Genomic DNA, 26,760 nt, shown 5'->3' on the forward strand with positions numbered 1-26,760 from the left:
AGGTTTTCATCATGGCAGGCTCCCTCAACATCACCGCGGCGACCGTCGATCCCGCCCTCCTCGACCTCCCGTGGAACCTTCCACTCGACGAGTGGACGAGCGAGCACATCGCGGTCCTCCCGAAGGGCATCTCGCGCCACCTCGTCCGCTTCGCGAACCTGTCCGGCTACGTCATCGCCATCAAGGAGACGACGGCGGAGATGGCCACCCGCGAGTACGAGATGCTGCGCACCCTGCAGCGCGTCGACATCCCGTGCGTCGACCCCGTCGCGGTCATCAAGAACCGCACGGACGACGAGGGCGACCCGTTGAAGGCCGTGCTGGTCACCCGCCACCTCAAGTTCTCGCTCCCCTACCGCGCGCTGTTCTCGCAGACTCTGCGCCCCGACACCGCGACCAGGCTGGTGGATGCGCTGGCCGTGCTGCTCGTGCGCCTGCACATCGTCGGCTTCTTCTGGGGCGACGTGTCGCTGTCCAACACGCTCTTCCGTCGCGACGCCGGTGCGTTCGCCGCCTACCTGGTGGATGCGGAGACCGGCCAGCTCTACGACGGCGGCCTCTCCAACGGTCAGCGCGAGAACGACCTGGAGATCGCACGCGTCAACATCGCCGGCGAGCTGATGGACCTCGAGGCGGGGGGCCGCGTCGACGAGGAGCTCGACCCGATCAAGGTCTCCAACGGTATCGTCGCCGCGTACCGGTCGCTCTGGAAGGAGCTGACAGGCAGCGAGTCGTTCAAGTCGTCCGAGCGCTGGCGCATCAACCAGCGGGTGGACCGCCTCAACGACCTCGGTTTCGACATCGAGGAGCTCGCGATCAAGACCTCCGACGAGGGAACCACCGTGCGCATCCAGCCGAAGGTGGTGGACGCCGGGCACCACCAGCGCAGGCTGCTGCGGCTCACCGGCCTCGACACCGGCGAGAACCAGGCCCGCCGTCTGCTCAACGACCTGGACTCGTACTCGGCGACGCTCGGCAAGCAGGGCCTCGACGAGGAGGCGATGGCGCACGAGTGGCTGATGCGCGTCTTCGAGCCGGTCGTCCGGGCGATCCCCGCCGACCTCAAGGGCAAGCTGGAACCGGCGGAGGTCTTCCACCAGCTCCTGGAGCACCGCTGGTTCATGTCGCAGGCTGAGGGCAGGGATGTGCCGCTCGCCGAGGCGCTGACGTCGTACATCAACGACATCCTCCGCCACCGCCGCGACGAGGCCACCGTGATCGCGCCGCCGACGGAGACCATCAGCATCCCGATCCTCGCCTCGGAGACGGGAACGGGCGACGAGGACGACGACGCCGACGACTGGCGCAGCAAGGTCTGACCCGCCGCACCCCTCACCCGCCTCACAACGACGAGATGCCGGTAACGGCGCTGAGATCAATCGAAATCGGCGCCGTTACCGGCATCTCGCTGTTCGCGGGCTACTTCGTGCCGGCCTCGGCGCGCAGCTTCGCGATCTCGTAGAGGGTGACGCTGGTGGCGATACCCGCGTTCAGCGACTCGGTGGTCGCCGTGATCGGGATGGACACGATCGCGTCGCAGGTCTCCGTGACGAGACGCGACAGCCCCTTGCCCTCGCTTCCGACCACGATCACCACGGGCCGGTCGGCGAACGACAGCCCGGGCAGCGACACGTCGCCTCCGCCGTCGAGGCCGAGCACGAAGACGCCTGCCTCCTTGAACGCCTTGAGCGTCTGGGTGAGGTTGGCGGCCATCGCGACGGGGGTGCGCGCCGCGGCGCCGGCCGACGTCTTCCACGCGGACGCGGTCATGCCCACGGAGCGACGCTGCGGGACGATGACGCCCTGCCCGCCGAACGCGGCCGTCGAGCGGATGATCGCCCCGAGGTTGCGCGGGTCGGTGATCCCGTCGAGAGCGACGAACAGCGGCGTCTGGCCCTTGCGGATGGTGAGGTCGAGCAGGTCGGCCGGGTGCGCGTACTCGTACGGCGGAACCTTGAGCGCGACACCCTGGTGCACCGAGTCGCGACCGGCGAGCCGGTCGAGCTCCGGACGCATGACCTCGAGGATCGGGAGTCCGCGGCCGGTGGCGATCGACAGGATCTCCTTCACCCGCTCGTCCATCTCGACGCGTGCGGCGATGTAGAGCGTGCTGGCCGGAATGTGCGCCCGCAGCGCTTCGACGACCGAGTTGCGGCCGGTGACGATCTCGCTCTCGTCTCCCGACTTGGCACGGCGAGCAGCGCCGGACGCACCGCGGGGAGTGGTGTCGCCGCGCCCACGGCCCTGGCCGGAGCCCTGTCCTCGGCCCTCGCCCGGCTTGCCGCGCCCGCCGGCTGCGACGTAGCGCTCGCGCGCCGCCTTCGCCTTGCCAGCGGGGTGGTACGGACGGTCCTCCGCCTTCGGCGTCGGCTTCTTGCCTTCGAGAGCCTGCCGTCCCTGGCCGCCGGAGCCCACCTGGGGACCCTTGCGGCTTTTCCTCACGGCCCCGGCGCGGGGCTTTCCACCCGAGTTCTTCATGATTCGATGCTCCAATGCGACCCCGTCTGGGTGTCTTCGATGGTGATTCCCGCGCTCGTCAGTTCGTCGCGGATGCGGTCTGCTGCCGCAAAGTCTTTCGCCTGCCTGGCCGCCTGCCTGTCGGCGAGCAGTCGCTCGACCAGCTGACCGAGTGCGGCATCCGCCGCAGACGACCCTGCCGTGTTCCAGTGTGGGGACAACGGGTTGATGCCCAGCACCTCCGCCATCGCGAGCGCGTGCCCGCGTGCTGCGGCGGCGGCTTCCAAGTCTTCCGCATCCAGTGCCGCGTTTCCTGAACGCACCGTGTCGTGCAGCACGGCGATGGCCTGCGGCACGGCGAGGTCGTCGTCCATCGCCTCCGCGAAGGCGTCGGGGACGGTCTCGACGCCGCTGCCTGCGAAGCGCGTTCCCGCGAGCCGCCGGTCGACGCGCTCGAAGAACCCGGAGATGCGCTCGAGCGCCGCCTCCGCCTCCTCCAGCGATCCGTCGTGGAAGTCGATGGTGGACCGGTAGTGCGCTGCCCCGAGGTAGTACCGCACCACCAGCGGCCGTGCGGCGCCGAGTAGATCGGCCGCGTAGACCGAGTTGCCGAGCGACTTGCTCATCTTCTGGCCGTTCACGTTCACCAGGCCGTTGTGCACCCAGTAGTTGGCGAACGCATCCCCCGCCGCCGTTGACTGGGCGATCTCGTTCTCGTGGTGCGGGAAGCGCAGGTCGAGGCCCCCGCCGTGAATGTCGAACTGCGGCCCGAGGTAGCGGCGCGACATGGCTGAGCACTCGATGTGCCAGCCGGGGCGGCCATCGCCCCACGGCGACGGGAACGCCGCGGACTGCGGCTCGTCGGCCTTGCGGCCCTTCCACAGGGCGAAGTCGCGCGGGTCGCGTTTGTCGCGAGGGTCGGCGTCCGCCGCCGCCTCCATGTTGTCGATGCTCTGCCTGGTGAGCTCCCCGTACGCCGGCCAGCTCTTCACGTCGAAGTAGACGTCGCCGGAGCCGTCCGCCGCCGCGTACGCGTGACCACGCTCGATCAGCCTCGCGATGATCTCCTGCATCTGCGGGATGCTCGCGGTCGCCCGCGGCTCGTAGGTGGGCGCCTGCACGCCCAGCGCCGTATACCCCGCAGTGAATTCGAGCTCGAACCGGTACGCGAGCGCCCACCACTCCTCCGCGCTCCCCGATGCGCGGGCGGCGGCGGCGTTGATGAGGATCTTGTCGTCGATGTCTGTGACGTTGCGCACCAGCGTGACGTCGTATCCCCGGTAGGTCAGCCAGCGTCGCAGCTGGTCGTAGACGAGAGCGGAGCGCAGGTGGCCGATGTGCGGCGACGACTGCACGGTGGGTCCGCAGACGTAGATCCCCACTTCGCCGTCGCGGAGGGGGATGAAGTCGCGAAGGGCACCGGCCTTCGTGTCGTAGAGTCGCACAGTCACGGCATACAGCCTACGGGCCGGGCCGCGCAGGTGCCGCGCGAGCGATCGAACATGTCGACAACTCGTCAGAACTGCGGGCTGTGGAGAACGAGAGCTGTGGCGAACGCCGCAATGCCCTCTCCGCGGCCGGTGAATCCCAGGCCGTCCGTCGTCGTCGCCGACACCGACACCGGGGCGCCGAGGATGCCGCCGAGCAGCGCCTCCGCCTCCTCGCGTCGCGGCGCGAACTTCGGCCGGTTGCCGACGAGCTGAACGGATACGTTCCCGATCCGGAATCCCGCCTGCTCGACGAGCCGCCTGGTCTCGGTCAGGAACACCGCACCGTGCGCGCCGACGAAACGAGGGTCGCTCGTGCCGAACACCCCGCCGATGTCGCCCAGCCCTGCGGCGGCGAGCAGAGCGTCCGTGATCGCGTGCGCGACCGCATCCCCGTCGCTGTGCCCGGCCAGCCCCGCCTCGCCCGGCCAGTGCAGTCCGGCCAGCCAGAGCTCCGCATCCTGGTCGAACGCGTGCGTGTCCGTGCCGAAGCCGACGCGCGGCACGGCCTGCGAGACGCCCGAGACCAGCTCCTCAGCGCGGCGGAGGTCCCACGGCGTCGTGATCTTGAACGCCAGCGCATCCCCGGGGATGACGGAGACGGCCCGACCGGATGCGGCCACCAGCCCCGCGTCGTCCGTCTCGTCCGACTCCGCGGCGGCGTATGCGGCCTCCAGATCGGCGCGGGGGAAGCCCTGCGGGGTCTGCACCGCGGAGAGCACAGAGCGGTCGACGGTCTCGTGGATCTCGCCGTCGGCGCCCACCCGCTTGATGGTGTCGCTGACCGGCAGACCGGGCACGACGCCGTGGCCGCGCGCATCCACCGCTGCTGCGACGGCGTCGAAGAGCGAGGACGGCGTGAGCGCGCGGGCCGCGTCGTGCACGAGCACCACCTCGACGGAGGCATCGAGCGCCGCGATTCCCGCCGCGACCGACTGCTGGCGCGTTGCGCCACCGGACACGACGGTCACGGGCGCGCCGAACGCACCGGATGCGAGCTCCTCCGCCTCTGCGACGAGCTCGGCGGGCGCGACGACGACGACCTGCGCAGGCTCGCCCATTCCGGCGACGGCATGAACGGACCGCTCGAGAAGAGTAGAGCCCCCGAGAGCCACGAAGGCTTTCGGGAGCTCTGCACCCAGGCGCGTGCCATTACCGGCGGCAACGATCACCACCGCGAGGCGCGGCGACACTTAGGAGGCCAGGACCTCGTCGAGCAGGCTCGATGCCTTCTCGTCGTCGGTCTTCTCGGCGAGCGCGAGCTCGGAGATCAGGATCTGACGAGCCTTCGCGAGCATCCGCTTCTCACCGGCGGACAGGCCGCGGTCCTGGTCGCGGCGCCACAGGTCGCGGACGACCTCGGAGACCTTGATGACGTCGCCGGAGGCGAGCTTCTCAAGGTTCGCCTTGTAGCGGCGGGACCAGTTGGTGGGCTCCTCGGTGAACGGAGCGCGCAGCACCTCGAACACGCGGTCGAGGCCCTCTTTACCGATGACGTCGCGGACGCCGACCAGGTCGACGTTCTCAGCGGGCACCTCGATCGTGAGGTCGCCCTGAGTCACATTGAGCTTGAGGTACAGCTTCTCTTCACCCTTGATGATTCTCTTCTTGACTTCGGTGATAGTCGCAGCACCGTGGTGGGGGTAAACGACGGTTTCGCCAACCTCGAAAAGCATAGATTGATGTCCCTTCAGCAACTACTAGGATACCACATGAGGCACATGCTAAGGTTCGCCTTCGCGCGCCTGAGCGCCCGTGCGCATACGCTAAACTCGAACAGCATTCCGCTTCCTCACACGGCGCATTCGCAGGCCGAGCGGAACGATCTGGAGGGTCATTCAGTGAAAGCTCGTGTCGCAGCGTCCATCGCCCTTGCTCTGGCGGTCGCGTTCGGAACGGCGGGTTGCGGCTTCATCGCACCGCAGGCCACCACGAAGCACTACGACGCCAGTGACGGGGTGAGCGGCAACGTCGGCCAGATCGACGTGCGCAACGCCATCATCATCACGGATGCGAAGGACGGCACCGTCGGCAACCTGGTCGTCACGCTCGTCAACAACGACTCGAAGAGCATCGATCTCTCCATCCAGGGCGGCGACCAGAGCGCCGCGACCGCGCAGGTCACGGTCAATCCCGGCCAGGTCAAGCAGCTCGGCAGCCACCCGCAGTCCAGCTCCAGCAGCAACGTCTTCTTCGCCAACTTCGACGGCAAGCCCGGCTCGCTCTACAACGTCTTCTTCCAGTACGGAGACGAGACGGGCGTCAACCTCAAGGTCCCCGTGCTCGACGGCGCGCTGCCCGAATACCGCGACCTGGTTCCGCCGACCATCCTCCCGGCCACCAAGTAGCCCCACACGAACAATCGACTCCGGACTTCTTCATGCGACGCGCCGAGCGAAGCGTGAAGAAGTCCGGAGTCGATTGCGTTTCTACGCGTTGAAGCGGTAGCCGAGCCCGCGCACCGTGACCAGCATCGCCGGCTCGGACGGGCTCTCCTCGATCCGCGACCGGATGCGCTTGATGTGCACATCCAGGGTCTTGGTGTCGCCGAAGTAGTCGCTCCCCCACACCCGGTCGATCAGTTGACCACGCGTCAGCACGCGTCCTGCGTTGCGCAGCAGCAGCTCCAGCAGCTCGAATTCCTTCAGCGGCATGGAGATCTCCGAGCCGTTCACCTGCACGGTGTGCCTGTCCACATCCATGCGCACGGAACCGGCCTCGAGGATCGCCTCGTCGATCGCCTCCTCCGCCTCCACCCTGCGCCGCAGCACGGCCCGGATGCGCGCGAGCAGCTCGCGGGACGAGTACGGCTTGGTCACGTAGTCGTCGGCGCCGAGCTCCAGCCCTACCACGATGTCGACCTCGGAGTCCTTCGCCGTCAGCATGATGATCGGCACGGACGAGCGGGTGCGGATCTCCCTGCACACCTCGGTGCCGGGGATGCCGGGGAGCATCAGGTCGAGGAGGACCAGGTCCGCCCCTCCCTTGTCGAACTCGGCGAGCGCAGTCGGCCCGTCCTCTGCGACCGTCACGTCGTAGCCTTCGCGCTTCAGAAGGTAGGCGAGCGGCTCGCTCAGAGCGGCCTCATCCTCGACGAGCAGGATGGATGTCACGTTGGTTCTCCTATCGGGGGACGAACAGTGGATGCTTCCGGCAGCCGGATGGTGAACGTCGAGCCGCGGCCGGGCTGCGACCAGACGCGCACCTCTCCGCCGTGGTTCTGCACGGCGTGCTTGACGATCGCGAGGCCGAGGCCGGTCCCTCCCGTGTTGCGGGAGCGGGCCTGGTCGACGCGGAAGAAGCGTTCGAACACGCGGTCGAGGTCGTCCTCGGGGATGCCCTCGCCCTGGTCGGTGACCGCGATCTCGACGACGCCGTCGATCACGCGCACGCCGACGCCGATGCGCGAGTTGTCCGGGGAGTACTGGATGGCGTTGGAGATGAGGTTGTGCACGGCCGTCACCAGCAGAGGCTCGTTGCCGATCACCTCGGCCCCCTTGTCCCCGCGCACCGCGAGCTCGATTCCGCGGGTCTCCGCCGCGACCCTGTTCTGGTCCACGGCGGCGCCGACCACGGAACGCGCACTGATCCGCTCCGCGTTGCCGATCGCATCCGTCGCCTGCAGCCTGCTGAGCTCGATGATGTCCTGGGTGATGCGGGCGAGGCGATGCGCCTCCTGGGTGAGCCGGTGGGCGAAGCGACGCACCTGGTCAGGGTCGTCGGACGCCCCGTCCAGCGCCTCCGCCAGCAGGCCGACGGCGCCGATCGGCGTCTTGAGCTCGTGGCTGATGTTGGCGACGAAGTCGCGCCGCACCGTCTCGAGCCTGAACGACTCCGTGCGGTCCTCGGCGAGCAGCAGCACGTACCGCGAGCCGAGCCTGGCGACGCGCACGCTCAAGTGGATGTTCGCGTCGCCGAACGGGCCGCGAGCGAGCTCGCAGTCCTCGGTGATCGGATCGCCGTTGCGGCGCACCCTGTCGACCAGCTCCACCAGGTGGGGATGCACGAGGGCGCCGTTCCAGACCAGCCCGATCGCGTGCGCGCCAGGCGACGCCTTGATCACGTTGTTCGACGGGTCGAGCACGACACCGGCCGATTCCAGCGCATCCAGCACCTGATCGACACCGTCGGGAACGCTGGGGCTCACCACCTGCACGGCGTGATCGCCCCGTCTCGCGGCGATGTGCAGGATCCACACGAATCCGGCGCCGACCACGAGGCCGAGTGCCAGAGACAGCAGCACCAACCAGGCGGAGTCCATGAGGCAAGCGTATGGGATGCGCAAACCGGCCACCGCACTCGATGCGCGTCGACCCGCGTGTTTTCGCGGGTACTTTAGACAGTGTTCAGGCTGACGGCACCAACCGTTAACCTGGCGAAGGGAACATGCTCACGAGGTCAGAAGACCCCGCATCCCGCGTGCGTGCGCACGCCAGGAAGGACCACACCCCATGCGCGAAGTATTCCAGCAGGAGCTGGCGGAAGTTCAAGACCGTCTCGTCGAGATCGCGGAACTCGTCGTCGTCTCCATCCAGAATGCGACGCAGGCGTTCAACAACTCCGATGTCAGCCTCGCCGAGGACGTCATCGCCAACGACAACAAGATCGACGAGCTCACCGTGCTCCTCGACGAGCTGTCCATCCAGATCCTCGCCCGCCAGCAGCCGGTCGCCCGCGACCTGCGCATCGTGGTGAGCGCCCTGCGCATCAGCGCGTCGCTGGAGCGGATGGGCGACATGGCCGAGCACATCGCGCAGCTCGCGCGCTACCGCTTCCCCGACAAAGTCGTTCCGAAGAGCCTGCGCTCGACCTTCGCCGAGATGGGTCGCCTCGACGTGCTGATCGCGCAGAAGCTCACCGATCTGCTGCGCACCCAGGACCTCGCGCTGGCCGACGAGATCCGCAACGAGGACGACCAGATCGACGAGCTGCACGTCAGCGTCTTCGACAAGGTCCTCGGCGAGACCTGGAAGGGCCAGGCCGTCGACACCGTGGATGCGACGCTCGCCTCGCGCTACCACGAGCGCTTCGCGGACCACGCCGTCTCCATCGCCAAGAAGGTCCAGTACCTCGGCACCGGCGACTGGGCTCCGGAGATCGCCTCCTAGCCTCCACACACATCGAGTCCGAACTTGTTCAGGCGACGCGCCGAGCGCGGCCTGAACAAGTTCGGACTCGATTGTTTCTACTTCTTGCCCTGGGCGGCGACCGCCGCGGCGCCCGCTGCTGCGGCCTCCGGGTCGAGGTATGCGGCGGGGGCGATCGGGCGGAAGTCCTCGTCGAGCTGGTACACGAGCGGGATGCCGGTCGGGATGTTCAGCTCGGCGATGTCGTCGTCCGAGATGCCGTCGAGGTGCTTGACCAGGGCGCGCAATGAGTTGCCGTGCGCGGTCACCAGCACCGTCTTGCCTGCTGCGAGGTCCTTCGTGATGTCGGACTCCCAGTACGGGAGCATCCTGTCGATGACGTCCTTCAGGCACTCCGTGCGCGGCAGGTCGGCACCGAGGCCCGCGTAGCGCGGGTCGTGAGCCTGCGACCACTCGCTGTCGTCGTCGAGCGGCGGCGGCGGCACGTCGAACGACCGACGCCAGAGCTGGAACTGCTCCGGGCCGTACTTCTCCAGCGTCTCCGCCTTGTCGAGGCCCTGCAGCGCACCGTAGTGGCGCTCGTTGAGGCGCCACGACCGCTTGACATCGATCCAGAGCCGGTCGGCGACCTCGAGGGCGAGGTTCGCGGTCTGGATCGCGCGGGTGAGCACGGAGGTGTAGAGGACATCGGGGTGCAGACCGGATTCGGAGAGCAGCTCTCCAGCACGCTTGGCTTCTGCGACGCCCTGCTCGCTGAGGCGGACGTCCACCCAGCCGGTGAACAGGTTCTTCTGGTTCCACTCGCTGTTGCCGTGGCGGAGGAGGATCAAAGTGTGAGGCGCGGACATGCCTCCTAATCTATCGCTTCGCGTTTGGCAGACTGGACGTATGGCATCCGGCGCGATCGGCACGGTCACCCGTGGCACGACCAACACGAACAGGCTGCGCCGCGTCGACCGCTGGATCGCGACGCTCCCCGTGCTGCGCCGTGCGGCCGACCCTCTGGTGGTCGACCTCGGCTACGGCGCCAGCGGCGTCACAGCGCTGGAGCTGCACCAGCGCCTGGCCAAGGCACGACAGGATGTGGAGGTCATCGGCCTCGAGATCGAGCCCGGCCGGGTCGCCACAGCGCGTGCCCAGCTCGCTGCCGTGCGCGCGGGCGGCACCGGCTTCGCGGCGGATGCGCGGATCGGCTTCGCGCTCGGCGGCTTCGAGGTTCCACTCCCAGGCGACAGGCTGGCCGCGGTGATCCGCGCATCCAATGTGCTTCGCCAGTACGACGAGGCCGAGGTGGTTCCCGCCTGGCGGCGGCTGGTCACCCGGCTGCAGCCCGGCGGTGTGCTGATCGACGGCACCTGCGATGAGATCGGCCGCATCTCGGCCTGGGTGGACGTCACGGCGGACGGACCCCAGCACCTCAGCATCTCGCTGCGGCTCGCCGAACTCGACGCCCCGTCGATCGTGGCGGAGCGGCTGCCGAAGATCCTGATCCACCGCAACGTTCCCGGCGAGTCTGTGCACCGGCTGATGCTCGACCTCGACCGGCTGTGGCGCATCCACTCGCCGCTGGCGGCGTACGGGCCGACGCAGCGCTGGATCGCCGTGGCACAGGGGATGCGCGACGCCGGCTGGCCGGTGCGCGGCGGCCGCACCCGCTGGCGGCTCGGCGAGCTCACGGTCGACTGGGCGGCCGTAGAGCCGCGCAACTTCTCCTGGTAGCCGCTACGAACGCGGCTGGCGCGTGACGGCTCCGAGCCGGGGCAGCCGGGGCACGTTGGCTTCCGCGCCCGCCTCGGGCGGGACCACGATCTCCTGAGCCGCCGCGACGGCGGTGCCGTCCGCATCCACCACCAGGGTGGCGCCTGCAGGCGTCGACCGCTTCACGACCGCGAGCGCGATCGGCCCGAGCTCGTAGTGCAGCGCGGACGACGTGACCGTCCCCACGTCCTTGCCGTCGAACGAGACGGCAGCACCCCGCTCTGGATGCACGCCCTCCGATCCGTCGAGGTGCAGCATCACGAGGCGGCGAGGCGGGTGGCCGAGGTTGTGCACCTTCGCCACCGTCTCCTGCCCGCGATAGCAGCCCTTGGTGAGGTGCACGGCGGTGCGCAGCCAGTCGAGCTCGTGCGGGATGGTCTTCTCGTCGACCTCGGTGGAGAACCGCGGACGCCACGCGGCGATGCGGAGCGCGTCAGCGGCGAGCGTGCCTGCGGCAGGGAACTCGCCCGTCGTCACCCTGGAGGCGATGGAGGAGAGCGCATCCCTGGGCACCAGTCGCTCGCTCCACGTCCACGACGCTCCCGGATGCTCGCCCTGCGCGTACTGGTGGCCGCCGGGGGTGACCGCGTGCCACGGGTCGTGCCAGATCAGCGGGACGCCGTTGGGTGCGGCTATCGGCAGCGCCGGATCGCCCAGCGTACCGATGGTCGCGAGGTCCGCGGTGCGGTCGGCGAGTTCGACGCGGAGCATGAAGCGCATCCTGTCGAGCCACGCGAGCAGGCCTTCTGCTTCGGCACGGTCGACGAGCAGCCAGAGCGTCTCGCCGTCCTCGATCAGGCGGACGGCGTGCTCCAGCCGGCCGGTGACGTCGAGCAGAAGGGTCTCGGACGATTCGCCGGGCGCGAGCCCGAGCAGGCTCTGGCTGGTCAGCGAGTTGAGCCAGCTCAGCCGGTCGGGGCCGGTGATCGTCAGAACGGCGCGATCGGAGAGGTCGACGATCGCCCTGCCCTCCGCAAGGGCGCGCTGCTCGACGAGCGGGTTGCCGTAGTGCGACGGCACACCGGACTGCGCCGTGTCGACGGCGCCGGGAAGCGACAGGAAGGGCGAAGACGACATCACTCCGCCTTCGCGAGGCGGGCGGAGGCGTGCGTGCGCAGCTCCTGGCCGAGCGCGGCGATGTCCCACGCCCACAGCAGGTGCGCATCCACCAGGCCGTAGAGACGGGTGGCCGCCGTGTAGTCCTTGGCGCCCGCTGTGCGGACGACCGCATCCGTCGCCAGGTCGATGCGCGGGCCGTTGACCTGACCGAGGTAGAGCTCGCTCACGCCGTCGGGATGGATGATCGACACGTCGATGTCGAAGCCGCCGTGGGAGTTGCGAAGCGTCTCGACCGACTGGGCGGTGGAGAACGGCCGCGCGCCCTGGCCTGGCAGCATCGCCGGACCTGAATCGCCCTCGATCAGTTTGCGGCTGAGCCGCCAGTATCCGGTCTCAGCGGCGAGCGGCGTATTGCCCTCGTCGAGCACCCACGATGTGGAGGAGTAGTTGAGGTACGGCTGGCCGTCGTGGCTGAAACTCACGCGCTGGCCGAATTCGAGCTGGGTGTGGTCGTCTCCGACCGCGTAGTCGAGCACACCGGTGCCCTCCCACACTCCGATCAACCAGGAGAGGGGGACCAGTTCGGCGGGCAGATCGGTCGGGATCTCGATCATGGGAGTCGCGAAGCGCTTAGCGCTGGCCCCTGAACAGGTTGTAGACGACGACGACCGAGACTCCGGCGATGGCGAGCGATGCCAGACCGAGGAGTCCGACGAAGAAGAGTTCGAGGGCAACCAGCATGCGGCCAGTCTAGTCAGTGTGCGCGGGCTGTCGCGACGGGCGGGCCGCCTCGACGGCGTGGCTGCCCCCGTGGTCGCCTACTGCGCGGCGGCGACGATGCCGAGGACGACCCCGAAGATCCCCAGGATGACGAACGACCCCGTCACCGTGGCGGCGAGCCTGTTCACGAAGCCCTCCTTCTGCTGGGTGGCGAGCTGGGCGATCAGTCCGAGCAGCACGCAGGCGGCGAGCGCGAGGGACAGCCAGGATGCGTACCGGTCGACAGGCGAGATCGCGGCGATCAGCACGGCGAAGACGAGGGCGAGCAGCCAGACGGCGCCGATGCTCCCGTAGCGGACGCCTGGGGAGAGCGTCGCGTCGCCGTCGAAGGCTGCGGCCGGACCCATGCTGCTGTCGCTCACCCCTCCATTGTGCCCCGAACGCCGGGAAAGGGTTCACACGCATTTCCGGTAGCATTGCCGCACAGCACGTTCAGGAGGCTTGAGTGGCGCAGTTGTTGATCCTCACCTCTGCGCCAGACGCGGAGGTGCTCCCCTCCCTCGCGCTCCTCAGCCATCGCACCAGGCAGATCCTCGCTGAGCCGGCGTCGCTCGTCAACGCGCCCAGCTGCGACCTGATCTTCGTGGATGCGCGGCGCGATCTCGCCGGAGCCAAGTCGCTCTGCAAGATCCTCACCACGACCGGCATCACGGTGCCGCTGCTGCTGGTCCTCACCGAGGGCGGCCTCACCGCCGTCAGCGCCGACTGGGGCGTCAACGACGTCGTGCTGGAGACCGCTGGTCCCGCCGAGGTGGATGCGCGCATCCGGCTGGCGATCGGGCGGCAGACCCAGGAGCACACGCAGACCAAGATCCAGGCGTCGGGCGTCACCATCGACGAGGCGAGCTATTCCGCCAAGGCGCACGGCCGTCAGCTCGACCTGACCTTCAAGGAGTTCGAGCTGCTGCGGTTCTTCGCCACGCATCCGTCCAGGGTGTTCACGCGCGAGCAGCTGCTCAGCGAGGTCTGGGGATACGACTACTTCGGCGGCACCCGCACCGTGGATGTGCACGTGCGGCGGCTGCGCGCCAAGCTGGGCGACCTGGAGTCGCTGATCGGGACCGTGCGCAACGTCGGCTACCGGTTCAACGTGTACGAAGAGGACAACGACCGGCTCCCTTCGTCGGTCAGGTCCTGACCCCACCGGCTCTCTGCACAGGGTCCGTTTATCCACAGTTAACCTGGTGCGGTGCCGCCGCTGTGCACACGGTGCAATGATGTTGGGATGGACGGCGAGCGCACCACACTGGAGAACGGCCTTCTGGACAACGGGCTGAGCGGCAGCTTCGGCAGCGACTTCGACGACGACTTCACGCCGTTCGTCTACGAGCCGGACCCCGATCTGCCGGAGGACAGGTACCTCGACAGGGAGCTGAGCTGGCTGGCGTTCAACCAGCGCGTGCTCGAACTGGCCGAGGACCCGACGCTGCCGGTGCTGGAACGCGCCAACTTCCTCGCCATCTTCGCCACGAATCTCGACGAGTTCTTCATGGTGCGCGTCGCGGGCCTCAAGCGCCGCATCGCGACCGGCCTCGCCGTTCCGACCAACGTCGGCCGCGCGCCGGTCGACGTCCTCGCCGACATCTCCGAGAAGGCGCACGAACTGCAGTCGCGGCACGCGGCCGTCTATCGCGACCAGGTGCTGCCTGCACTCGAAGAGGCCGGGATCACCGTCGCCAAGTGGGATGAGCTCGACGACGCGGACAAGGCGCAGATGCGCGAGATCTTCTCGCAGCAGATCTTCCCCGTGCTGATGCCGCTCGCCGTCGACCCTGCCCACCCGTTCCCGTACATCTCCGGGCTCTCGCTCAACCTCTCCGTCCGGGTGCGCAACTCCCGCACGGGCAAGGAGCAGTTCGCGCGCCTCAAGGTGCCGCAGATGCTGCCCCGCTTCGTGCGCATCGACCAGCGCGAGACGGTCGACCAGATGCGGTTCATCGCGCTCGAAGACCTCATCGCCAACCACCTGGGCGACCTCTTCCCCGGCATGGAGATCCTCGACCACCACGTGTTCCGCGTCACGCGCAACGAGGACGTCGAGGTCGACGAGGACGAGACGGAGAACCTGATCCAGGCACTCGAGCGCGAGCTGCTCCGCCGCCGGTTCGGTCCGCCCATCCGGCTCGAGGTCACAGAGGACATGGACCAGGTCACGCTCGGCCTGCTCGTGCGCGAACTCGACGTGACGGAGCAGGAGGTCTACCGCCTGCCATCGCCTCTCGACCTCGGCGGACTCTTTGTGCTCGCCAAGATCGACCGGCCGGATCTGCACTACCCCAACCACGTCCCGACCACGGCCGCCCAGCTCATGCCGAGCGAGCCGAACGCGAAGCCGGACATCTTCTCCGCCATCGCAAGGCAGGACATCCTGCTGCACCACCCGTACGAGTCCTTCGCCACCAGCGTGCAGGCCTTCCTCGAGCAGGCAGCGGCCGACCCGCACGTCCTCGCGATCAAGCAGACGCTGTACCGCACCTCGGGAGACAGCCCGATCGTCGAAGCGCTGATCGACGCTGCGGAGTCCGGCAAGCAGGTGCTCGCCCTCGTCGAGATCAAGGCGCGCTTCGACGAGCAGAACAACATCTCCTGGGCCCGCAAGCTGGAGAAGGCCGGCGTGCACGTCGTCTACGGTCTCGTCGGGCTGAAGACGCACTGCAAGCTCGCCCTGGTCATCCGCGAGGAGAAGGGCATCCTCAAGCACTACAGCCACATCGGCACGGGCAACTACAACCCCAAGACGTCACGCATCTACGAAGACCTGGGGCTGCTGACCGCCGACGACCAGGTGGGCAAAGACCTCACCAGGCTGTTCAACGAGCTGTCCGGCTACGCGATCGAGAAGAAGTTCAAGCGCCTGCTCGTCGCTCCGCTGCACCTCAGGAAGGGGCTGCTCAAGCGCATCCAGATCGAGACGGCGAACGCTGCGGCGGGCAGGCCGTCCGGCATCAGGATCAAACTCAACTCCATCGTCGACGAAGCGATCATCGACGCGCTGTACCGCGCGAGCGAGGCCGGCGTTCCCGTCGACCTGTGGGTGCGGGGCATCTGCGGGCTCCGCCCGGGCCAGAAGGGACTTTCGTCGAACATCCGGGTGCGCTCGATCCTCGGCCGCTACCTGGAGCACTCGCGCATCTTCTCGTTCGTGAACGACGGCGACCCTCAGGTCTACATCGGCAGCGCCGACATGATGCACCGCAACCTCGACCGCCGTGTCGAAGCGCTGGTGCGTCTCACCGACCCTGCGCACCTCACCGAACTGGATGCGCTGTTCAACCGCGCGTTCGATGACCGCACCTCCGCGTGGGAGCTCGACGAGAGCGGCACCTGGACGCGCCACAACCTCGACGACGGAGGCCAGCCCCTCGATGACCTGCAGAATAAACTCATGCAGCAGATCAGCCACCGTCCACGCTCCACCCGCACGGGCTCGAGGCGGTGAGCGCGGCCATCTACGCCGCGGGCGCCCTCTGCTGGCGCGTCGTGGACGAGAAGATCGTGGTGCTCGTCGTCCACCGAGCCAAGTACGGCGACGTCACCATCCCGAAGGGCAAGGTCGACCCCGGCGAGACCCTGCCCCAGACCGCCGTGCGTGAGATCGAGGAGGAGACGGGGCTGCGCGTCGCGCTCGGCGTCCCACTCGGCATCTCCACGTACCCGATCGCCAGCGGTCGGGAGAAGATCGTGCACTTCTGGGCGGCCGAGGTCGGCGACAAGGCCATCGCGCAGTCGACCTTCGTCCCCAACTCGGAGATCGCCGCCATCGAGTGGGTCACGCTGAAGAAGGCGCGCGGCTACCTCACCTACGAGCGCGATGTCGAGATCCTGGACGAGTTCGAGAAGCTCGTGCGGCAGGGAGTGACGTCCACGTTCGCTCTCATCGCCCTCCGGCACGGCAAGGCGGCGCCGCGCGGCGACTGGGACGGCTCCGACGCCTCGCGCCCGCTCACCGACCGCGGGGTCAAGCAGGCCTGCTCCGACGTTCCGACCATCTCGGCCTGGCGTCCGAAGCGCATCGTGACGAGCGACGCCGTCCGCTGCGTCGCGACCGTCGCGCCGCTCGCGGCCTCCACCGGCATCAAGCCGCGCCACGAGCCAGGCATCAGCCAGGACGCATACGAGGACGGCCGGGGCGAGGTGCGCGGCGTCATCGGCAAGCGGGTGCGCTCCCGCAAGACAGCCGTGCTCTGCAGCCACGGCCCCGTGCTCCCCGAGATCATGCGGGAGATCGCCCTCGCCACGGGCACGATGCCCGGCGCCTACCTCAACGACGCCGCCGACCTCGACACCGGCGGCTTCTCGATCGTGCACCTGTCGGCCAGCAACCCCGCATCCGGAATCATCTCGATCGAGACGTACGCACCTGTCGCGTGACGGGCGCGTGCGGCTGAGGTCGCGCGGCTGACCGTCACGCGGCTGACCGTCGAGCGGCTGACCGTCGCGCGGCTGAGGCCCTTGGCCGCCCGTGGCCGCCATCCGCTCGTCCTGAAGGGCGTCTCCGCACAGGCCCTTCCCCGCTCCGCGTCCCCAAGAGCACACTCCGCGTTAACCTCCCGTTTACCGCTGCGGGGGACTCTGGACAGACACCGGGAATAGCGTCGCAGGCGGGTCGCACCGGCCCCGTCCTGTTGTTACTGATTCCCCGGAAGGGACAACTGTGAAACTCAAGCGTGTTGGCGCTCCTCTGGCCATCCTGGCCGCTGTCGCCATCTCACTGACCGCCTGCGCGTCGAACGAGGGCAGCACCCCGGCGACGACGACGGCGAAGCCGTCGAACCTCTCCGGCACCCTCAACGGCATCGGCTCCTCCGCCCAGGGCGCAGCCCAGACCGTGTGGGCCGCCGGCTTCCAGACCGCCAACCCCAAGGTCACCGTCAACTACGACCCGCAGGGCTCCGGCGCCGGCCGCACCAGCTTCATCTCCGGAGCAGCCGACTTCGCCGGCTCGGACGCCGCTCTCAAGGACGCCGAGCTCGCCAGCACCTTCGCCGGGTGCGCAGCGGGTTCCAAGGGCATCGACCTCCCCGTCTACATCTCCCCGATCGCCATCGCGTACAACCTCGACGGCGTCAAGGACCTGAAGCTTGACGCCGCGACCATCGCCGGCATCTTCTCCGGCGCGATCACCACCTGGGACGACGCCAAGATCAAGGCGCTGAACTCGGGCGCATCGCTTCCGTCCGCGCCGATCACCGTCGTGCACCGCTCCGACGACTCCGGCACCACCCAGAACTTCACCGAGTACCTCGCGGCGAACGCTCCGGACGTGTGGACCAAGCCGGCAGCGCAGACCTTCCCGTTCCAGGTCGGCGACGCAGCCAAGGGCACCTCCGGTGTCGCTGACGCCACCAAGAACGCGAAGAACTCGATCACCTACATCGACGAGTCGGGTTCGGCCGGACTCAGCATCGCGCAGCTCAAGGTCGGCGACAGCTTCGAGAAGCTCAGCGCCGACGGCGCGGCGGCAGTCGTCGCAGCGTCCCCGATCGCCTCGGGCCGCGGCACCAACGACCTGGCCATCCAGATCAACCGCAAGGACACCAGCAAGGGCGCATGGCCGCTCGTGCTCGTCTCCTACGTGATCGCCTGCCAGGAGTACAAGGACTCGGCCAAGGCCGACCTCGTCAAGGGCTACGTCGACTACATCATCAGCGACGACGCCCAGAAGGCGGCCGCTGAGCAGGCAGGGTCCGCCCCGCTGTCCTCCGACCTCGCCTCCAAGGTGAGCAAGGCTGTCGCAAGCATCAAGTAATGACAGTGCCACTCGGCCTGGGCTCTCCGCCCAGGCCGAGTGGCGCATCCTCACCACCCGAAAGTGAGAGCCAGATGAGAAGCTGGGCCGTGACGAAAGATTGGCAGGAATGACCGCCGGAACCGCAGGCGCCATCAGACCGAGGGCGAAGACCCGCCTCGGAGATCGCGTGTTCTCCACGAGCACCATCGTCGCCGGCTCGCTCATCCTCGCGGTGCTCGCCGCCGTCGCCCTCTTCCTCGTCGTGCAGAGCATCCCTGCTCTGTTCGCCGGCATGGGAGAGCTGCCGAACAACGCCACCAACTTCTGGGCCTGGGTGTGGCCGCTCGTCTTCGGCACGATCTGGGCCGCGATCATCGCGCTGCTCATCGCCACCCCGCTCTCCATCGGGATCGCGCTCTTCATCTCGCACTACGCCCCGCGTCGCGTCGCGCAGACGCTCGGCTACGTCATCGACCTCCTCGCCGCGGTCCCGTCCGTCGTGTTCGGCCTCTGGGGCATCGCGACACTGGCGCCGTTCGTCCAGCCGTTCTACGCCTGGCTCGGCGACAACCTCGGCTGGTTCCCGCTCTTCGCACCGCCCGTCTCCGGCACAGGCCGCACCATCCTCACCGCCGCGATCGTCCTCGCCGTCATGGTCATCCCGATCATGACCGCGATCTGCCGCGAGATCTTCCTGCAGACGCCCCGACTCCACGAGGAGGCGGCGCTCGCCCTCGGCGCGACCCGCTGGGAGATGGTCAAGATGGCCGTGCTCCCGTTCGCCAGGTCCGGCATCATCTCGGCGATCATGCTCGGCCTCGGCCGCGCCCTGGGTGAGACGCTCGCCATCGCGATGGTCCTCTCCCCCGCACTGATCGTGAAGTTCGCCGTCCTGCAGGCGCAGAGCCCGAACACGATCGCGGCCAACATCGCCCTGCAGTTCCCCGAGGCGACAGGGCTCTCCACCAACGCGCTGATCGCATCCGGTCTCGTGCTGTTCGTGGTGACACTGCTCATCAATATGCTCGCCCGCTACATCGTCAGCCGCCGCAAGGCCTTCTCTGGAGCGAACTGATGACCGCCACCACCTCCGCTCCCCTGACCAGGCCGATGACCAACTCGCTGACCGCAGGCAAGCTGCCGCGCGGCTCAGCGTGGATGATGCTCGTCGGGTCCTGGATCGTCTTCATCGCGATCTTCGCGATCCTTGCAGCGAGCGGCGCGACCAAGGACTTCAACGCCGTCGGCGCGATCTTCTTCGGAACGGTGCTGTTCGACGTGGTGATCTTCACCACGTCGCTGCTCGTCGAAGGCGGACGCAAGGCGAGGGACAGGCTCGTCACGTCGCTCGTGGCGACCGCGTTCATCATCGCGCTGCTCCCCCTCGTGTCGCTGATGTGGACCGTGATCAGTTCCGGCCTCGCCCGCTTCGACATCCAGTTCTTCTCCGAGTCGATGCGCAACGTGATCGGTGCGGGCGGCGGTGCGCTGCACGCCATCGTCGGCACGCTGCTCGTCACGCTGATGGCGGCGATCATCTCGGTGCCGATCGGCCTGCTCACGTCCATCTACCTCGTCGAGTACGGGCGCGGGATGCTCGCCCGCGGCATCACCTTCTTCGTCGACGTGATGACGGGCATCCCGTCGATCGTCGCCGGTCTGTTCGCATACGCGCTGTTCGCCCTGTTCTTCGGGCCGGGCATCCGGAGCGGTTTCATGGGGTCCGTCGCCCTGTCCGTGCTGATGATCCCCGTGGTCGTGCGGTCGAGCGAGGAGATCCTGCGCCTGGTGCCGAACGAACTGCGCGAGGCGTCGTACGCGCTCGGCGTCCCGAAGTGGCTGACGGTGCTGAAGATCGTCCTGCCGACGTCGCTGGCGGGCCTCTCCACCGGCATCATGCTCGCCATCGCCCGCGTCATCGGCGAGACAGCCCCGCTCCTCATCGTCGCCGGCTTCACCACGAGCATGAACTACGACCTCTTCTCCGACCGGATGATGACCCTCCCCGTGTTCGTGTACACGCAGTACACGCAGGCGGCGGGCCTGCACGCGCAGGACTCGATCGACAGGGCATGGACGGGCGCTCTCGCCCTCATCATCATCGTGATGCTCCTCAACCTGGTCGGCCGCATCATCGCCAAGGCCTTCGCCCCCAAGTACGGCCGCTGAACGCGTCCACCCGAACCCAAGGAATCCACGTGTCCAAGCGCATCGAAGTCAACGACCTCAACGTCTACTACGGCAACTTCCAGGCCGTCGAGGGCGTCTCGCTCACCATCGAACCCCGCACCGTCACCGCGTTCATCGGCCCGTCCGGCTGCGGCAAGTCGACGTTCCTCCGCACCCTCAACCGGATGCACGAGGTCATCCCAGGCGCGTACGTCGAGGGCGAGGTGTCGATCGACGGCAACAACCTCTACGGTCCCGGCGTCGACCCGGTGCTCGTACGCCGCCAGGTCGGCATGGTGTTCCAGCGGCCGAACCCGTTCCCGACGATGTCCATCCGCGAGAACGTGCTCGCCGGGGTGAAGCTCAACAACCGCCGCATGGCGAAGCCGGAAGCCGACGAGCTCGTGGAGAGCTCGCTGCGCGGCGCCAACCTCTGGAACGAGGTCAAGGACCGCCTCAACCTTCCAGGCTCCGGCCTCTCCGGCGGCCAGCAGCAGCGTCTCTGCATCGCGCGTGCGATCGCCGTCTCCCCGGACGTGCTCCTGATGGACGAGCCGTGCTCCGCGCTCGACCCGATCTCGACCCTCGCTATCGAGGACCTGATCGAAGAACTCAAGAACGACTACACGATCGTGATCGTCACCCACAACATGCAGCAGGCGTCGCGAGTCTCCGACCGCACCGCGTTCTTCAACATCGCGGGCACGGGCAAGCCGGGCAAGCTGATCGAATACAACGACACCAACATGATCTTCTCGAACCCGAGCGTGCAGGCGACGGAAGACTACGTCTCCGGTCGCTTCGGCTGATCCGGACCACTTGTCGCGCGTAACGCAATCGGCCCCGGAGTAGTGCATCGCGCAGGACGACCGGGGTCGATTCCGTTTCAGCGTGTCGGCGTGTCAGCGCGGTGGAGCTTGGTGGGCGCTGTGGGCGGTGTGTGCTGGCTGTCCTGATTGCCTCAGTCGTAGACGTTTCGATACGCGGGCAGCTTACGGGTCAGTAGTGGTACCGAGCCTGCAGGATGATCACGTAGGCGTCGTCAACGAGGTACACGAGACGGTTGGCTTCATCGATGCGTCGTGACCACGCGCCTGCCAGCGCGTGCTTCAGAGGTTCCGGCTTGCCGACGCCCTCGAACGGGTCATCTCGCAGGATGTCTTCGATAAGGAAGTTGATGCGCTTGAGTGTTCGACGGTCCTGGCCCTGCCAGTAGACGTAGTCCTCCCAGCCGCCGGCGGTCCAGGCGAGCTTACGGTCACTCACCGGTCGGGTCGTGCTCGGTGATGTCTCCGGAGCGAGCGCTCTCGATGGCGTCGATCAGGCGTCGTGCGTTCTTGGGGGAGCGCAGGAGGTAGGTGGTCTCGAGCAGCGAGTCGTACTCGTCCTTCGACATCAGCACGGCGGAGCCGCGCTTGGACGTGATCTCGACTTCGGTCTGGTCGAGGTTGACGCGTTCGATGAGGCCGAACAGGTCGCTGCGAGCTTCGCTTGCTGTGATGGCCATGATTCCTCCAAGTGGTACAAGATATCGTACCACTTCGGCTGAGGGCGGCGGCGCGCGTTTTTCGATCCCAACCCGTGGGCGCGACTACTCGGGCCGCGGGGGCTTGGATTCCTGTGATTCAGTGAGTGGGCCCGGTGGGGCTCGAACCCACGACCCGCGGATTAAAAGTCCGATGCTCTGCCAACTGAGCTACAGGCCCTACCCATCTAATCTAGCGTGGTTTCACGAGTGCTCGTGTCGGGCGGAGAATGGGTGCATGACCGAGCGTTTCCACAAGCCGACCACGTTTCCGAGCGGGATGTTCGAGGCGTTCATGGGCGGGGAGGACCCTGCCCAGATCAGCAGGGTCGCGCACGAGACGGCGAACGCCCTGCTGGCCAGAGTGCGCTCCGATCCCGATCCTGAGGTGGTGGACCGACTGGTCGCGTTCACCGATGCGCACGGCATCGACGCGGTCGCCGAGCTGTGGTCGCGGTCGAGCGCGAAGAGCCTGCCTGGCGCGCTGTGGCGGATCTACCTGCTGCGGCTACTGATCCGGCAGGATGCGGCTGGTACCGCCCTGCTGTATCAGCGCGGCACAGAGGTGGTCCCGTCCATCGACCCCGTCGTCGCCGGTGCTCCGTCGCCGGCTGGGCCGGCGGAGGTCACCGAGTTGGCCGACGCGATCCTGCGCGGGGTGTTCGAGGGCGACTTCGCGGTCGCTCTCGATCGGGCGGCGGCGTTCTGCCGGGTCACGGCGGCAGGGTGCGTGTCGGTCGCCGACGACCAGGAGACGACGAACGCCGAACGCGCCAGCGAGCTGACGACGCGCGCCCTCCGCTTCTCGCGCACCGCAGAGGAGCTGACGTCGTGCGCCAAGCTCTGGCGGAGCGAGTCGCTCGAATAGTCCGCGGTACTCTCAGCCCTATGGACGACGGCAACCCCAAGCAAGCCTGGTGGATCATCGGACGGTCGGTGACCGCAGCGGTGCTGATCACCGTGTTCTTCGCCGCATCGTTGGCGCTGGCGATCACCCGGCTGTTGCGCACCGACCTTCACGACGCCAGCCCCGTGCTGACGTGGGGCGGAACTGGGTTGTCGATCGTGGGCGTCGGCCTGGGGATCGCCAGCATCGTGTACCACCTGCGCAGAGACCGCCGCCGCACCACCGAGCGCGACCGCGGCGACCGGGATTAGTCAACCCCGCCCCGCGCATCCGGCGTTCTCGGCCCGCGAACGCCACGCCGCGTCACCCGGCCTCAGCCTCGGGTAAACTTCTTCAGCCGGGCCGCAGTAACCCCGGGCTCCAAAATTAGCCGCTCCGAGCGGCCTCGCGCCGAGAGGCGTTCTGCGGCCCGGTTTTTCGCGCCCTGCGGAGGTGCTGGAAGCGGATGCGGCCTCGACCTGCAATGCTTGCAGTGCACCGAGAGACAGGAGACGACGTGGACGACGAGGTGACCGTCTCCTTCGACGACCTCCTGTCCCGCACGGCCACCGGTGACCAGGCCGCGTTCTCCGTCCTCTACGACCACATCGCATCCCGGGTTCTCGGACTGGTCAGGCGCGTGCTCGTCGACCCCGCCCAGTCGGAGGAGGTCACCCAGGAGGTCTTCCTCGAGGTGTGGCAATCCGCTTCCCGCTTCGATCCGAATAAGGGTCGAGCGTTGACGTGGATCATGACGATGGCCCACCGGCGCGCGATCGACCGTGTCCGTGCCGCGCAGGCGTCGCGGGACCGGGATGTCGCCGTCGGGATCCGTGATCTGCCGACGGCGTTCGACGAGGTGTCGGAGACGGTGGAGGTGCGCGTGGAGCACGAAAGGGTGGAGGTGGCGATGGCGAAGCTGTCCGAAACCCAGCGCGAAGCCGTCACGCTCGCCTACTACGGCGGCCTCAGTCAGAGCGAGGTCGCTGCCACGCTCGGCATCCCGCTCGGCACAGCGAAAACTCGGCTGCGCGATGCGATGATACGGCTACGAAACGAACTGGGGGTGACCTGATGACCGACGAACCACGCCGCTCCTCGGAGCGCCTCGGCTACGAACTGGGTGCAGACACCCCGGACGAGGCCCGCCAGTTCGAGGCCGTCGCCGCGGAGCTCGGCCTCGCCGCAGAACCCGTCGCCCCGCCGCCGTCGTTGAAGGCCGACCTGTTCGCCAAGCTCGCCTCCACGCCGCAATTGCCTGCGCTGGATGCGGCTGCCCCCGGCAGCGCGCCCGCCCCAGTGGATGCGCCTGCTCCGGTCGGCACGCCCACCCCGGCGGACGCGCGCCCCGCGGAAGCGTCTCACGCCCAGGAGATCCCCGCGCAGTCCCCTGCAGAGACTCCAGCGGAGACCAAAGCGCGCACCCGCTGGTTCACCCGCCCCATGACCATCGCGGCGGCGGCAGCGGCAGCCGTCGTGCTCTTCCTCGGCGGCACCTTCCTCGGCAGCTCCCTGGCCGGCAACAACTCGTTCCAGCAGCAGCAGGCGTCCTCTCTCGCACAGATCAACGCGGCACCGGATGCGCAGCGCGCCACCGCAGAGATCTCCGGCGGAGGAACGGCCACCCTCGTCTGGTCGGGCGACCTCGGCAAGTCGGCGCTCGTCGCGACCGACCTCCCCGCCCTCCCGAACGACAAGACGTACGAGCTCTGGTACATCCGCGGCGGCGAGGCGACGCCCGCCGGAACGATGACGGCCGCCGACTCCGGGTCCACCTGGCGCGTGCTCACCGGCACGATGAAGGCGGGCGACACCGTCGGCGTCACCGTGGAACCGCGCGGCGGCTCCGACCAGCCGACCACGCAGCCGATCGTCGCCATCAACTCCTGACACGAGGAGCGGGCGAACCCGCCACTGTTCCTCCGGCCGAGGCGCACACGGCGCCGGCGGGTATGAGGATGACATCGACACGGATCGTGGCGTTATCGCCGTCGGGGACGAACTCGAACTCGAGTGTGCCGTGCTTCTGCGCCGAGCCTTCGAAGATCGCGGACTGGCCGTCCCCGCCCGCCATCGTCCCGCTGAAGGTAAGACCCTCGACCGGATGCCGGGTGAGCCACGCGGACGCCGCGACGACGTTGGAGCTGTCCGTCGACCACCACTTCGTCGCCTGGACCAGCCAATCGCATCCCGCTGACGTGGCCGGCTGCTCCGGTCCCGACGGAGGCGCAGAAGCGAGAATCCGCACGCCTGGCGGGGGTGCGGCGGCCGCGATCCACTCTCGCGCGAGGGCGATGGCGTCAGGATCTGTCGGGGGCGTGGCCGTGGCGACTCCGCCTGGGCCAGGGACCATCGTCGGATCCGGCGACGGCGGCGAGGCCTGAACGCTCGACTGGCCTCCCGATGGGGTGCCGGTGGGCGATTGACGGCAGGCACTGAGCACCAGCGTCACCGAGACGGCAACGACGATCAGTGCCACGATTCGTACTCTCATCGGCCGGGAGCAGTGCGGAACCGCGTCGACCATGTCGGAGCTCCCGGTCACGCGACGCCCGTCACCCGCCCGCGCTCGAAGAGGTAGCCGACCGCAACCGCCCCTGCGACGCACAGCATCACCGGTGCGAACATGTCCGGGCCCTGGTTGGTGAACTCCATCACGAGGAGGAGGGCCGTCAGCGGGGCGCGCATGGAGACCGCGAGGAACGCGGCCGCGCCGATCAGGGCGAAGACCGCGACGGGGGCGCCCGGCCACACGAGGTTCCAGGCGGCGCCGATGGTGAGGCCGAAGCCTGCGCCGACCGCCAGGGCGGGGGTGAGGGTGCCTCCGGCGGCGCCGGAGCCGATCGTGCCGGCCGTCGCGAAGACCTTGAGGAGGGTCAGCACCAGGATCAGCAGCACGGGCAGGGATGCGGTCAGCGCGAGCTGGCCGAGGGAGCGGCCGTTGCCGAGGATAGCGGGGAACCACAGCGAGACCACGCCCACGGCGGTGAAGACCAGGGGCATCACGATCAGGATGCCCCATGACTTCGGGCGGATGCGCTGCGCGAACTGCATCAATCGCACGAAACCGATCGCCGCGAAACCGATCACCGGACCGGCGAGGATCGCCCAGACGACGATGGACGGCGACAGCGGGAACTGCTCGATCGGGTAGAGCGGGTTGGCGGGGACGACGACGCGAGCGACCAGGGTGGCGATGGCCGAGGACGCCAGCGCGGGCAGCACGGTGGCGAAGCTGATCTCCGCCAGCAGGATCTCCACGGCGAACACCGCTCCGCCGAACGGCACGTTGTAGACGGCGGCCAGTCCGGCGCCTGCGCCGCAGGCCACCAGGATGCGGCGCTCGCGGGCGTTCACGCCCGCCCTGTCTGTCAACCAGTCGGCGACCAGCGCGCCCAGCTCACGCGGGGCGACCTCGCGGCCGATGGATGCGCCGAGCCCGACGATCACGACCTGCAAGCCGGCGTTGGCGATGGTGACGAACCAGGGCATCCTGCGGCCGTTGACGGCCGACTCGACCGAGACGATCGCGTGCTTCGGGCGGAGCCTGCCCCAGCGGCGCAGCGCCCACCAGCCGACGCCGCCGATCACACCGGCGACGGCGAGCGCCACCACTCTGCTCACGGGAGGCGCATCCAGCAGCCCCTCGATGAAGGTGCCCTCCGAGTAGCCGAACGCCAGGTGCTGGATGGAGTGCAGTGCCAGATAGACGAGGCCGCCTCCTATCCCCGACCCGATGCCGACGAGGGCGGTCACGACCACCAGTCGGAGGATCCACTTCGGGGTGCTGGGCAGGGCGACGGGCACGCTCCAACGGTACT

29 protein-coding genes and 1 tRNA gene are annotated in these 26,760 nt (G+C 68.2%); 15 read left to right on the top strand and 15 right to left on the bottom strand.

Going from position 1 to position 26,760, the window contains the following annotated elements:
- The first annotated feature begins 11 nt into the window (after nt 1-11).
- Complete coding sequence (locus ACIRCZ_RS08090; protein WP_055895105.1) at nt 12-1,319, top strand: DUF4032 domain-containing protein; 1,308 nt, start codon at nt 12-14, stop codon at nt 1,317-1,319.
- Between the two features lie 100 nt (nt 1,320-1,419).
- Here ACIRCZ_RS08090 and rlmB read toward each other — a convergent pair whose 3' ends face one another.
- The 4 genes from rlmB to ACIRCZ_RS08110 form a co-directional block, all read right to left on the bottom strand.
- Nucleotides 1,420-2,478, bottom strand: a complete 1,059-nt coding sequence (gene rlmB / locus ACIRCZ_RS08095; RefSeq protein WP_055895102.1) for a 23S rRNA (guanosine(2251)-2'-O)-methyltransferase RlmB — start codon at nt 2,476-2,478, stop codon at nt 1,420-1,422.
- The gene (cysS, locus tag ACIRCZ_RS08100; RefSeq protein WP_402851503.1) at nt 2,475-3,908 is read right to left on the bottom strand and encodes a cysteine--tRNA ligase; all 1,434 of its coding nucleotides are present in this window, start codon (nt 3,906-3,908) and stop codon (nt 2,475-2,477) included. The genes rlmB and cysS overlap by 4 nt, the downstream gene beginning before the upstream one ends.
- Before the next feature lie 65 nt (nt 3,909-3,973).
- Entirely contained in the window at nt 3,974-5,137 is a 1,164-nt protein-coding gene (ispD, locus tag ACIRCZ_RS08105) for a 2-C-methyl-D-erythritol 4-phosphate cytidylyltransferase (RefSeq protein ID WP_402851506.1), read from the bottom strand.
- Complete coding sequence (locus ACIRCZ_RS08110) at nt 5,138-5,620, bottom strand: CarD family transcriptional regulator (protein ID WP_021763858.1); 483 nt, start codon at nt 5,618-5,620, stop codon at nt 5,138-5,140.
- A 165-nt stretch (nt 5,621-5,785) separates the two neighbouring features.
- Here ACIRCZ_RS08110 and ACIRCZ_RS08115 point away from each other — a divergent pair, with 165 nt between their 5' ends.
- Nucleotides 5,786-6,292: a hypothetical protein gene (locus ACIRCZ_RS08115; RefSeq protein WP_402851509.1), complete on the top strand. Its 507-nt coding sequence runs from the start codon at nt 5,786-5,788 to the stop codon at nt 6,290-6,292.
- A gap of 81 nt (nt 6,293-6,373) precedes the next feature.
- On the opposite strand, the gene ACIRCZ_RS08120 is transcribed toward ACIRCZ_RS08115, so the two are convergent.
- Together ACIRCZ_RS08120 and ACIRCZ_RS08125 are read right to left on the bottom strand one after the other, a co-directional pair.
- The gene (locus tag ACIRCZ_RS08120; RefSeq protein ID WP_055895093.1) at nt 6,374-7,057 is read right to left on the bottom strand and encodes a response regulator transcription factor; all 684 of its coding nucleotides are present in this window, start codon (nt 7,055-7,057) and stop codon (nt 6,374-6,376) included.
- Complete coding sequence (locus ACIRCZ_RS08125; protein WP_402851512.1) at nt 7,054-8,205, bottom strand: sensor histidine kinase; 1,152 nt, start codon at nt 8,203-8,205, stop codon at nt 7,054-7,056. Before ACIRCZ_RS08125 ends, ACIRCZ_RS08120 begins: the two co-directional genes overlap by 4 nt.
- A gap of 190 nt (nt 8,206-8,395) precedes the next feature.
- On the opposite strand from ACIRCZ_RS08125, the gene phoU reads away from it, so the two are divergent.
- Entirely contained in the window at nt 8,396-9,052 is a 657-nt protein-coding gene (phoU, locus tag ACIRCZ_RS08130) for a phosphate signaling complex protein PhoU (RefSeq protein WP_402851515.1), read from the top strand.
- A 77-nt stretch (nt 9,053-9,129) separates the two neighbouring features.
- Here phoU and ACIRCZ_RS08135 read toward each other — a convergent pair whose 3' ends face one another.
- Nucleotides 9,130-9,879 (bottom strand): phosphoglyceromutase, encoded by a 750-nt coding sequence (locus ACIRCZ_RS08135; RefSeq protein ID WP_402851518.1) that lies wholly within the window; start codon nt 9,877-9,879, stop codon nt 9,130-9,132.
- A 40-nt stretch (nt 9,880-9,919) separates the two neighbouring features.
- Between ACIRCZ_RS08135 and ACIRCZ_RS08140 the strand changes: the two genes are divergently transcribed.
- Nucleotides 9,920-10,750 (top strand): class I SAM-dependent methyltransferase, encoded by an 831-nt coding sequence (locus ACIRCZ_RS08140; RefSeq protein ID WP_402851521.1) that lies wholly within the window; start codon nt 9,920-9,922, stop codon nt 10,748-10,750.
- 3 nt (nt 10,751-10,753) lie between these two features.
- Here ACIRCZ_RS08140 and ACIRCZ_RS08145 read toward each other — a convergent pair whose 3' ends face one another.
- The 3 genes from ACIRCZ_RS08145 to ACIRCZ_RS08155 form a co-directional block, all read right to left on the bottom strand.
- On the bottom strand, nt 10,754-11,866 hold the full coding sequence (locus tag ACIRCZ_RS08145; protein ID WP_055895083.1) for a folate-binding protein YgfZ: 1,113 nt from the start codon (nt 11,864-11,866) through the stop codon (nt 10,754-10,756).
- Entirely contained in the window at nt 11,866-12,462 is a 597-nt protein-coding gene (locus tag ACIRCZ_RS08150) for an FABP family protein (protein WP_402851525.1), read from the bottom strand. The genes ACIRCZ_RS08145 and ACIRCZ_RS08150 overlap by 1 nt, the downstream gene beginning before the upstream one ends.
- Before the next feature lie 204 nt (nt 12,463-12,666).
- On the bottom strand, nt 12,667-12,990 hold the full coding sequence (locus ACIRCZ_RS08155; protein WP_055895080.1) for a hypothetical protein: 324 nt from the start codon (nt 12,988-12,990) through the stop codon (nt 12,667-12,669).
- A gap of 83 nt (nt 12,991-13,073) precedes the next feature.
- Between ACIRCZ_RS08155 and ACIRCZ_RS08160 the strand changes: the two genes are divergently transcribed.
- The 7 genes from ACIRCZ_RS08160 (at nt 13,074) to pstB (ending at nt 21,337) form a co-directional block, all read left to right on the top strand.
- On the top strand, nt 13,074-13,766 hold the full coding sequence (locus ACIRCZ_RS08160; protein ID WP_055895077.1) for a response regulator transcription factor: 693 nt from the start codon (nt 13,074-13,076) through the stop codon (nt 13,764-13,766).
- Nucleotides 13,767-13,853: 87 nt separating this feature from the next.
- Nucleotides 13,854-16,067, top strand: a complete 2,214-nt coding sequence (locus tag ACIRCZ_RS08165) for an RNA degradosome polyphosphate kinase (protein ID WP_402851529.1) — start codon at nt 13,854-13,856, stop codon at nt 16,065-16,067.
- Complete coding sequence (locus ACIRCZ_RS08170) at nt 16,064-16,999, top strand: NUDIX domain-containing protein (RefSeq protein WP_402851532.1); 936 nt, start codon at nt 16,064-16,066, stop codon at nt 16,997-16,999. The genes ACIRCZ_RS08165 and ACIRCZ_RS08170 overlap by 4 nt, the downstream gene beginning before the upstream one ends.
- 283 nt (nt 17,000-17,282) lie before the next feature.
- Nucleotides 17,283-18,377 (top strand): phosphate ABC transporter substrate-binding protein PstS, encoded by a 1,095-nt coding sequence (gene pstS, locus ACIRCZ_RS08175; protein ID WP_402851535.1) that lies wholly within the window; start codon nt 17,283-17,285, stop codon nt 18,375-18,377.
- Between the two features lie 109 nt (nt 18,378-18,486).
- The gene (pstC, locus tag ACIRCZ_RS08180) at nt 18,487-19,434 is read left to right on the top strand and encodes a phosphate ABC transporter permease subunit PstC (protein ID WP_402851538.1); all 948 of its coding nucleotides are present in this window, start codon (nt 18,487-18,489) and stop codon (nt 19,432-19,434) included.
- Entirely contained in the window at nt 19,434-20,528 is a 1,095-nt protein-coding gene (gene pstA, locus ACIRCZ_RS08185; RefSeq protein WP_055895063.1) for a phosphate ABC transporter permease PstA, read from the top strand. The genes pstC and pstA overlap by 1 nt, the downstream gene beginning before the upstream one ends.
- Nucleotides 20,529-20,557: 29 nt before the next feature.
- Entirely contained in the window at nt 20,558-21,337 is a 780-nt protein-coding gene (gene pstB / locus ACIRCZ_RS08190) for a phosphate ABC transporter ATP-binding protein PstB (RefSeq protein WP_055895061.1), read from the top strand.
- A gap of 190 nt (nt 21,338-21,527) precedes the next feature.
- Here pstB and ACIRCZ_RS08195 read toward each other — a convergent pair whose 3' ends face one another.
- The 3 genes from ACIRCZ_RS08195 to ACIRCZ_RS08205 form a co-directional block, all read right to left on the bottom strand.
- A complete protein-coding gene (locus ACIRCZ_RS08195; protein ID WP_055895059.1) occupies nt 21,528-21,794 on the bottom strand; it encodes a Txe/YoeB family addiction module toxin in 267 nt (88 codons plus the stop codon).
- Nucleotides 21,787-22,035, bottom strand: a complete 249-nt coding sequence (locus ACIRCZ_RS08200; protein ID WP_402851544.1) for a type II toxin-antitoxin system Phd/YefM family antitoxin — start codon at nt 22,033-22,035, stop codon at nt 21,787-21,789. The genes ACIRCZ_RS08195 and ACIRCZ_RS08200 overlap by 8 nt, the downstream gene beginning before the upstream one ends.
- Nucleotides 22,036-22,161: 126 nt before the next feature.
- Nucleotides 22,162-22,234, bottom strand: a tRNA-Lys gene (locus tag ACIRCZ_RS08205).
- Between the two features lie 57 nt (nt 22,235-22,291).
- Between ACIRCZ_RS08205 and ACIRCZ_RS08210 the strand changes: the two genes are divergently transcribed.
- The 4 genes from ACIRCZ_RS08210 to ACIRCZ_RS08225 all read left to right on the top strand — a co-directional run bounded on the left by ACIRCZ_RS08210 (nt 22,292) and on the right by ACIRCZ_RS08225 (nt 24,829).
- Entirely contained in the window at nt 22,292-22,921 is a 630-nt protein-coding gene (locus ACIRCZ_RS08210) for a hypothetical protein (RefSeq protein WP_055895053.1), read from the top strand.
- A gap of 20 nt (nt 22,922-22,941) precedes the next feature.
- Nucleotides 22,942-23,211: a hypothetical protein gene (locus ACIRCZ_RS08215; RefSeq protein WP_055895052.1), complete on the top strand. Its 270-nt coding sequence runs from the start codon at nt 22,942-22,944 to the stop codon at nt 23,209-23,211.
- 212 nt (nt 23,212-23,423) lie between these two features.
- Complete coding sequence (sigK, locus tag ACIRCZ_RS08220) at nt 23,424-24,014, top strand: ECF RNA polymerase sigma factor SigK (RefSeq protein ID WP_157480346.1); 591 nt, start codon at nt 23,424-23,426, stop codon at nt 24,012-24,014.
- Nucleotides 24,014-24,829 carry an anti-sigma factor gene (locus ACIRCZ_RS08225; protein ID WP_055895048.1) on the top strand — a complete coding sequence of 272 codons (816 nt, stop codon included), beginning with the start codon at nt 24,014-24,016 and terminating at the stop codon, nt 24,827-24,829. The genes sigK and ACIRCZ_RS08225 overlap by 1 nt, the downstream gene beginning before the upstream one ends.
- Here ACIRCZ_RS08225 and ACIRCZ_RS08230 read toward each other — a convergent pair.
- The gene (locus tag ACIRCZ_RS08230) at nt 24,819-25,418 is read right to left on the bottom strand and encodes a hypothetical protein (RefSeq protein WP_055895044.1); all 600 of its coding nucleotides are present in this window, start codon (nt 25,416-25,418) and stop codon (nt 24,819-24,821) included. The two genes, ACIRCZ_RS08225 and ACIRCZ_RS08230, sit on opposite strands and share 11 nt — an antisense overlap.
- A 62-nt stretch (nt 25,419-25,480) precedes the next feature.
- The gene (locus ACIRCZ_RS08235; protein WP_402851552.1) at nt 25,481-26,746 is read right to left on the bottom strand and encodes a chloride channel protein; all 1,266 of its coding nucleotides are present in this window, start codon (nt 26,744-26,746) and stop codon (nt 25,481-25,483) included.
- Nucleotides 26,747-26,760 lie beyond the last annotated feature (14 nt).

The organism is Leifsonia sp. NPDC102414, assembly GCF_044765685.1.
GTDB lineage: Bacteria > Actinomycetota > Actinomycetes > Actinomycetales > Microbacteriaceae > Leifsonia.